Here is a 7,289-nt window from a genome sequence, read left to right on the forward strand (position 1 = left end):
TCGTAGGCTTTGAAGTCACCGAAGTATTTGGTGATTGCTGCGGTCAGCGTGGTTTTACCGTGGTCAACGTGGCCAACAGTGCCGATGTTGACGTGCGGTTTATTACGCTCAAACTTTTCCTTAGCCATTCCTTAGGCGCCCTTTTGAATATTGGGGGGTCCACATCAGACCCGGTTTCCTCTGCGCGCGCGGCTTATTGGGTTTGCGCGCAAAAATCAAGCGGTTCGTTCTTGACAACGGGGTTATTGGCCGACTGTCGCAGCGACGGCAGTCGGATCCACGTCACCCGCCGCCGTCGGCTCGGTGATCGGATCGAACCAGCCGTTCTCCTGATGCTGTTCGACCATCCAGTCCTCAATCTGACGCACCGCGTTGCGCGCAAGCCCCTTCATCTGCTCTTCACGGGTGCGGGTATGGCCCGACCCCAGCAGGAAGCTCTCGCCCGAGGTGGTTTCAAACACGGTGAACGTCTTGGGCTTCTTGTTCAGCTTGCCATCGGCGGCGTCGTCCCAGATGGTCACTTTCACAGCCAGCACCGATTTCGGGCTCAGCACCAGCGGCACACCGCCCGGCGCGACAAAATAGCCCTCGACGCTCATGCCGAAGTGATAAAGCTGATCCCCGTCATAGCGCGAGAACCGCGCGCCCATTTCATTGGTCAGCAGATCAATCCATTCCTGCGGCTCCACCGGGCGCGAGCCGGGCACCATCTGCACATTCGGGGCCACCACAATGTTATGCCCCAGCTTAAAGGCGCCCAGATCGCGCAGCTCGTCTTCGGGGGTCGGCGGCGTACAGGCGGCGACCAGAGCGGTCAGGGCCAGAATGGCAAAGGTGCGGATCATTTCGTCTTCCTATTTCGGGTCCGATCAGGGTCGCCAAGTGATAGACCGGCAGTTCACCAGCGGTAAACCCGCACAAAAGCGAACCCCCGCGCGGTTGCGCGGGGGACACATGTTTTGCAGAGCTTCTGGCAAATTCCTGCCGTTATTTGAATTTGTAATTCTTGGGAAAGCCGTAAGGCGGTCGTTTGCCAATCCCGGCCCGCTTGCCCAGCCACTGGCCAAGATCGGTTTCATGCCGGGTCTTGCCGCCGCCCATCTCCCATTGCAGCCCCTCGTCCCAGTTGAAGGTGGTGACATCCGAAAGGCCGCCGTCCAGCTCCAGGGCGCCCTGACGGCCGCGCGCCATATTGTATTTCTGCAAACGCACGCCCTTGCCACGGGTCAGTTCCGGCATCTCCTCGATCGAAAACACCAGGAACTTGCCATTCTCCGACACCACCGCAACGTGGTCACCACTGACCGGAACACAAATCTTGGCGCGCTCCTCGTCCTTGACGTTCAGCACCTGCTTGCCGGATTTGGTCTGGGCGATGATCTCTTTTTCCGCACAGACAAACCCGTTGCCCGCATCCGAGGCCACCAGCAGGCGGCGTTCGGGGTCATGGATGAACAGATCGACGATCTCCGCCTCATTGGGCAGATCCACCATCAGCCGCAGCGGCTCGCCCATGCCACGGCCGCCGGGCAGATTGGCCGCCGACAGCGTGTAAAAGCGCCCGTTGGAGCCGAACACCAACAGCCGGTCGGTGGTTTCCGCATGGAAGATAAAGCGCGGCCCGTCGCCATCCTTGAACTTCAGCTCGCGCGTCAGGTCGATATGGCCGGTCATCGCCCGGATCCAGCCCATCTGACTGCACACCACGGTGATCGGCTCGCGGTCGATCATCGCCTCCAGCGGCACCTCTTCGACCTCGCCCGCCTCGGCAAAGCGGCTGCGACGGGCGCCGCCCTCATAGGATTTGCCAAACTGCTTCTTGGTCTCGCGCAGCTGTTCGGTGATCTTCTTCCATTGCAGATCTTCCGAGCCGAGCAGCTCTGCCAGCCCCGCGCGTTCCTCGCGCAGCGCATCGCGTTCGCGCACCAGTTCGACCTCTTCCAGCTTGCGCAAGCTGCGCAGCCGCATGTTGAGAATCGCCTCGGCCTGCACCTCTGACAACTCCCCCGCGCCCGCGGCCGGCGAGATATAGTCGGCTTCGGTGTAGGCACGCGGGTGCTCGCCACCCCAGGTTTCGCGCATCAGGGCGGCCTTGGGATCGTCGTCATAGCGGATGATGTCGATCACGCGGTCCAGGTTCAGAAACGCGATGATAAAACCGTCGAGCACTTCCAGGCGATGGTCGATCTTGGCCATCCGGTGGCGCGAGCGCCGCGCCAGCACATCGCGACGGTGATCAAGGAAGGCCCGCAGCACCTCCTTCATCGAGCAGACCTTCGGCGTCACCCCGTCGATCAACACATTCATATTGAGCGAGAACCGCACCTCCAGATCGGAGTTGCGATACATCAGCCCCATCAGGATCTCGGGGTCCACATTCTTGGACTTGGGTTCCAGAATGATGCGGATGTCCTCGGCGCTCTCGTCGCGCACATCGGCGAGAATCGGCACCTTCTTGGTCTGGATCAGCTCGGCGATCTTCTCGATCAGCTTGGATTTCTGCACCTGATAGGGGATCTCGGTGACCACGATCTGCCACTGGCCGCGCCCAAGATCCTCGACCTCATAGGTACAGCGCAGCCGGAAAGAGCCGCGCCCCGTGCGATAGGCCTGCGCGATGTTTTCCCTGGGTTCCACGATCACGCCGCCGGTGGGAAAATCCGGTCCCGGCACATATTGCAGCAGCGTGTCATCGCCCGCATTCGGCGATTTGATCAGATGGACGCAGGCGTCGATCAGCTCGGCAATGTTATGCGGCGGGATATTGGTCGCCATGCCAACGGCAATACCGCTGGCACCATTGGCCAGAATATTCGGAAAGGTCGCGGGCAGAACGCTCGGCTCTTGCAGGCGGCCATCGTAATTGTCGCGAAAATCAACCGCATCCTCGGCCAGACCTTCCAGCATCGCCTCGGCGATAAAGGTCATCCGCGCTTCGGTATAGCGCGAGGCCGCCGGGTTATCGCCGTCGATATTGCCGAAGTTCCCCTGCCCGTCCACCAGCGGGTAGCGGACGTTGAAATCCTGCGCCAGACGCGCCATCGCATCATAGATCGCGGCATCGCCATGCGGGTGGAAATCCCCCATGGTATCGCCCGAGATCTTGGCCGATTTCAGAAACCCGCCGGTCGAGGACAGACGCAGGCGGCTCATCGCATAGAGGATCCGCCGGTGCACCGGCTTCAGCCCGTCGCGGGCATCCGGCAGCGCCCGGTGCATGATCGTGCTCAGCGCATAGGTCAGGTACCGCTCGCCGATGGCGCGGCGCAACGGTTCACGGATTTCGCCATTTTCAGGCATATCGGGGGGCGTGGGGTCATCTACCAAGTCGGTCATAGAGTCCTGATACTGTTCGCTGTGACGTGCGGCAAGCGGCATCGCCGGTTTTCAACAGATGAAAGCGAGGCCACGCCCCTGCCAGCGCCGTCACATAGGTTTTTTCGTGCCGTCTCGCTTTTTTGGGGGAGGAATCCGCAACCTCTCCCCTCGGTTTATGTTAATATTGTCGGGTAATGATCGCGCCACGGGCGAATCTCTCCATCGCTGCCAGGGCCGGGCAGGGCAATGCCATGTCGCGCCCCTATGGAACTCAGCGCCCGGCGTATTGGACGGATCATTTTGGGGGTGCCCGCGATGTCGCGGTTTTTGATTGTATCTTTTGCAGGGTTGGCGCTGGCGTTTTACGAGCTGAGCGGCGGTGCCGATTTCAAGGCACCGGAACGCCCGACCCCCGTGGCGCAGGCGCAGGACACGCGCCCCGCGCCCGGTCGCATTGCCACCCGCCCCGCCGAAACGCAGCTCGCCACGCCGGTGCTCAGCCGCTACGAGCCACCGCGCCCGCAGGTGGCTGTTGAGGCCAGCGCCAGCCGTGTGCGCGCCACGCCCGAGACGCCGGTCGAGCAAGCGGCCAGCCCTCAACCCGCGCTGCTGAACCTTGCCACCAGTGGGCTGCAAATCACCCAGCTCGAAGGCGGCCTTGGCGCCATAACCACCGCCGCGCCCAGCCCTCGCCCATTTGTGGAAAACCGCGCGGCGGAGCCCTTGGTCGACATCCGCCGCATCCGCGCCTCCCGCGCCAATATCCGCCTCGGTCCAAGTACGCAATTTCCCGTGATGAAACAGATGCTTGCCGGAGATCGGGTGCGTGTCCTCAGCGAAGATCCCTCCGGCTGGGCGCTGTTGGAAACGCCCGACACTGGCGAGGTCGGCTGGATTGCCGCTTCCCTGCTGAGCGCAAAAGGGTCATAACTCGACCCCGCAACGCGCGGGAACCGATATGACCAAAACACTCCTGATTACCGGCTGCTCCTCCGGCATCGGCCATGCAGCCGCCCATGATATGCGCGCCCGCGGCTGGCGCGTCTTTGCCGCCTGCCGCGATGCACGCGACTGCGACCGGCTGCGCGCCGAAGGGTTCGAGAGCCCGCGCATCGACTATACCGACGCCGACAGTATCCGCGACGGGCTGGCCGAGGTGCTTGCGGTCACCGGCGGCACCCTGGACGCGCTCTTTAACAATGGCGCTTACGGGTTGCCCGGCGCGGTTGAAGACCTGCCAACCCAGGGCCTGCGGGAGATTTTCGAGACCAATTTCTTTGGCTGGCATGAGCTCACCCGGCAGGTGATCCCGGTGATGCGGGCGCAGGGGCATGGGCGCATCGTGCAGAATTCCTCGGTGCTGGGGCTGGTCACCTTCCCCTGGCGCGGCGCCTATGCCGCCACCAAATTCGCGCTCGAAGGGCTCAGCGATGCGCTGCGGCTGGAGCTATCGGACAGCGGTATCCATGTGGTGCTGATCGAGCCCGGCCCTGTGACCTCCAGGATTCGCGAAAACTCGATCCCGCATTTTGAAAAACACATCGACTGGGAAAACTCCGCCCTGCGCGCGCTTTACGAGGGATCGCTGCTGAAACGGCTCTATGAATCGCGCGGCCCCGACCCGTTTGAGCTGCCCCCCGCTGCGGTCACCAAGAAGCTCGCCCACGCGCTGGAGGCCAGGCGGCCCCGCGCGCGCTACTATGTCACCACGCCGACCTATATCGCCGGGATTCTGCGGCGGCTGCTGTCCACCCGGACGATTGACCGCATTCTCCTGCGCCTTAGATAACAGCATTCTCGCCTTATCAGACTCAGGCGCGCTCCGCCCGCCTGCCTCACGACAAAAGGACTCGTACCCCATGAGCTCACCACTTTACTACCTGGGCATTCTGGCCATGGCGGCTGTCGTCATCGCGCTGGCCATCGGCATCGGTGGCTTTGGCGTCGGCGGCGAATTCAACCGCAAGAATGGCAATAAAATGATGCGCTTGCGGATTTTCTTCCAGTTCATCGCCGTGGTCTGCCTGGTCGGCTTTGCCTATTTCGCCAGCGGGGGGAATTGATCCATGGTCGTGCTCAGCAAGATCTACACCCGCACCGGTGACAAGGGCGACACCGCGCTTGGCGACGGCAGCCGGGTTGCGAAACATTCCGCCCGCGTCACCGCCTATGGCACCTCGGACGAGCTCAACGCGCAGGTCGGCGTCGCCCGTCTTGCAGCCGAAGGCGACATGGATCTGGCCCTGTCGCGCATCCAGAACGACCTCTTTGATCTGGGTGCGGACCTGTGTCGGCCGGATATGGCCAGCGATGCCGAGGCCGAATACCCGCCGCTGCGCATGGCGCAATCGCAGGTGGATCGGCTCGAAGCCGAAATCGACACGATGAACAAGAACCTGACGCCGCTTCGCAGTTTCGTGCTGCCCGGCGGCAGCGCGCTGGCCGCCCATCTGCATGTCTGCCGCACCGTTGCCCGCCGGGCCGAGCGGCTGACCACCGAGCTCGCCACCATGGAAGAGGTGAACAACGCCGCCGTTGTCTACCTCAACCGGCTGTCGGACTGGTTCTTTGTGGCCTCGCGCATCGCCAACGACAATGGCGCGGCGGATGTGCTCTGGGTGCCTGGCGCCAACCGCTGACAGCGCGCGCGACCTCGCCCCGGCGACGATTCGTTCATGTTTCCGCAAACATCCCCGTGCCCCCTGCGGCGGGGATGTTTTTTTGCGCCCTGCGTGACCCTGGCCGCATGAAAATTTCCCCATGAAAATAGGCGATCATTCTTCAAACGCGACGTCCGTGGGCCAAAACGTGACGATTTTACCCTGTTACCGGCTTCCGCTAGTCGGTATCAACGGCGCGAGAGCACTCATGGGGGGACTTTGCGCCCCCCGATTGTTAAGGAGAAACGCACTATGAAGGTACTCGTGCCTGTCAAACGCGTGATCGACTATAACGTGAAAGTCCGCGTCAAAGCGGACGGCAGCGGTGTTGATCTCGCCAACGTCAAGATGTCGATGAACCCCTTCGACGAAATCGCCGTTGAAGAAGCGATCCGCCTCAAGGAAGCCGGCAAGGCGGATGAGGTTGTGGCTGTTTCCATCGGCGTGAAGCAAGCTCAGGAAACCCTGCGCACCGCCCTCGCGATGGGTGCGGACCGTGCCATTCTCGTGGTTGCCGCAGAAGATGTGCATCAGGACATCGAACCGCTCGCGGTTGCCAAGATCCTCGCCAAAGTGGTCGAGGAAGAGCAGCCCGGTCTGGTTCTCGCTGGCAAACAGGCGATCGACAACGACATGAACGCCACCGGTCAGATGCTCTCTGCCCTGCTGGGCTGGTCGCAAGCGACCTTCGCCTCCGAGCTGGACATCGACGGCGACAACGCGAAAGTCACCCGCGAAGTCGACGGCGGTCTGCAAACCATCTCCGTCAAGATGCCGACCATCGTCACCGTGGACCTGCGCCTCAACGAGCCCCGCTATGCTTCGCTGCCGAACATCATGAAGGCAAAGAAAAAGCCGCTCGACGAGAAAACCGCCGCCGATTACGGCGTCGATGTCACCCCGCGCCTGACCGTGGTGGAGACCAAGGAACCCGCCACCCGCTCCGCCGGGATCATCGTGGGCTCCGTCGACGAGCTGGTTGAGAAACTCAAAGAAGCGGGGGCTGTGTAATGGCTGTTCTTCTCCTTGCTGAAGTCACCAATGGTGAACTGGCGCTTGACGCCACCGCAAAGGCCGTCTCCGCTGCCAAAGCTCTGGGCGATGTGAGCGTTCTGGCCGCTGGCGCCTCGGCTGCTGCCGCGGGTGAAGCCGCCGCCAAGATCGACGGCGTTGCCAAGGTGCTGGTTGCCGAAGACGAAAGCCTCGGCCACCGTCTGGCGGAACCGACTGCGGCGCTGATCGCCGGTCTGGCCTCTGACTACAGCCACATCGTCGCGCCCGCGACCACCGACGCCAAGAACATCCTGACCC

General features: G+C 62.4%; 8 protein-coding genes and 1 pseudogene. 6 read left to right on the forward strand and 3 right to left on the reverse strand.

Annotated elements, in window-relative coordinates:
* The 3 genes from HCZ87_RS18770 to HCZ87_RS18780 form a co-directional block, all read right to left on the reverse strand.
* The coding region (locus tag HCZ87_RS18770; RefSeq protein WP_254868635.1) for a GTP-binding protein at positions 1 to 128 on the reverse strand (128 nt) is incomplete at its 3' end.
* Positions 129 to 242: 114 nt separating this feature from the next.
* Entirely contained in the window at positions 243 to 845 is a 603-nt protein-coding gene (locus HCZ87_RS18775) for a hypothetical protein (protein ID WP_167646309.1), read from the reverse strand.
* Between the two features lie 142 nt (positions 846 to 987).
* A complete protein-coding gene (locus HCZ87_RS18780; protein WP_167646312.1) occupies positions 988 to 3,336 on the reverse strand; it encodes a DNA topoisomerase IV subunit A in 2,349 nt (782 codons plus the stop codon).
* Positions 3,337 to 3,633: 297 nt separating this feature from the next.
* Here HCZ87_RS18780 and HCZ87_RS18785 point away from each other — a divergent pair, with 297 nt between their 5' ends.
* The 6 genes and pseudogenes from HCZ87_RS18785 to HCZ87_RS18810 form a co-directional block, all read left to right on the forward strand.
* On the forward strand, positions 3,634 to 4,248 hold the full coding sequence (locus HCZ87_RS18785; RefSeq protein WP_167646314.1) for an SH3 domain-containing protein: 615 nt from the start codon (positions 3,634 to 3,636) through the stop codon (positions 4,246 to 4,248).
* A 28-nt stretch (positions 4,249 to 4,276) separates the two neighbouring features.
* A complete protein-coding gene (locus tag HCZ87_RS18790) occupies positions 4,277 to 5,107 on the forward strand; it encodes an SDR family NAD(P)-dependent oxidoreductase (RefSeq protein ID WP_167646316.1) in 831 nt (276 codons plus the stop codon).
* Positions 5,108 to 5,177: 70 nt separating this feature from the next.
* The gene (locus HCZ87_RS18795; protein ID WP_167646319.1) at positions 5,178 to 5,381 is read left to right on the forward strand and encodes a twin transmembrane helix small protein; all 204 of its coding nucleotides are present in this window, start codon (positions 5,178 to 5,180) and stop codon (positions 5,379 to 5,381) included.
* Between the two features lie 3 nt (positions 5,382 to 5,384).
* Complete coding sequence (locus HCZ87_RS18800) at positions 5,385 to 5,957, forward strand: cob(I)yrinic acid a,c-diamide adenosyltransferase (protein WP_167646321.1); 573 nt, start codon at positions 5,385 to 5,387, stop codon at positions 5,955 to 5,957.
* A gap of 273 nt (positions 5,958 to 6,230) precedes the next feature.
* Complete coding sequence (locus HCZ87_RS18805) at positions 6,231 to 6,989, forward strand: electron transfer flavoprotein subunit beta/FixA family protein (RefSeq protein ID WP_167646324.1); 759 nt, start codon at positions 6,231 to 6,233, stop codon at positions 6,987 to 6,989.
* A pseudogene (locus tag HCZ87_RS18810) lies at positions 6,989 to 7,289 on the forward strand (electron transfer flavoprotein subunit alpha/FixB family protein); the annotation flags it as partial. The gene HCZ87_RS18805 and the pseudogene HCZ87_RS18810, both read left to right, overlap by 1 nt.

Origin of the sequence: Phaeobacter sp. HF9A, from assembly GCF_011806385.1 — a bacterium.
Taxonomy (GTDB): Bacteria; Pseudomonadota; Alphaproteobacteria; order Rhodobacterales; family Rhodobacteraceae; genus Epibacterium.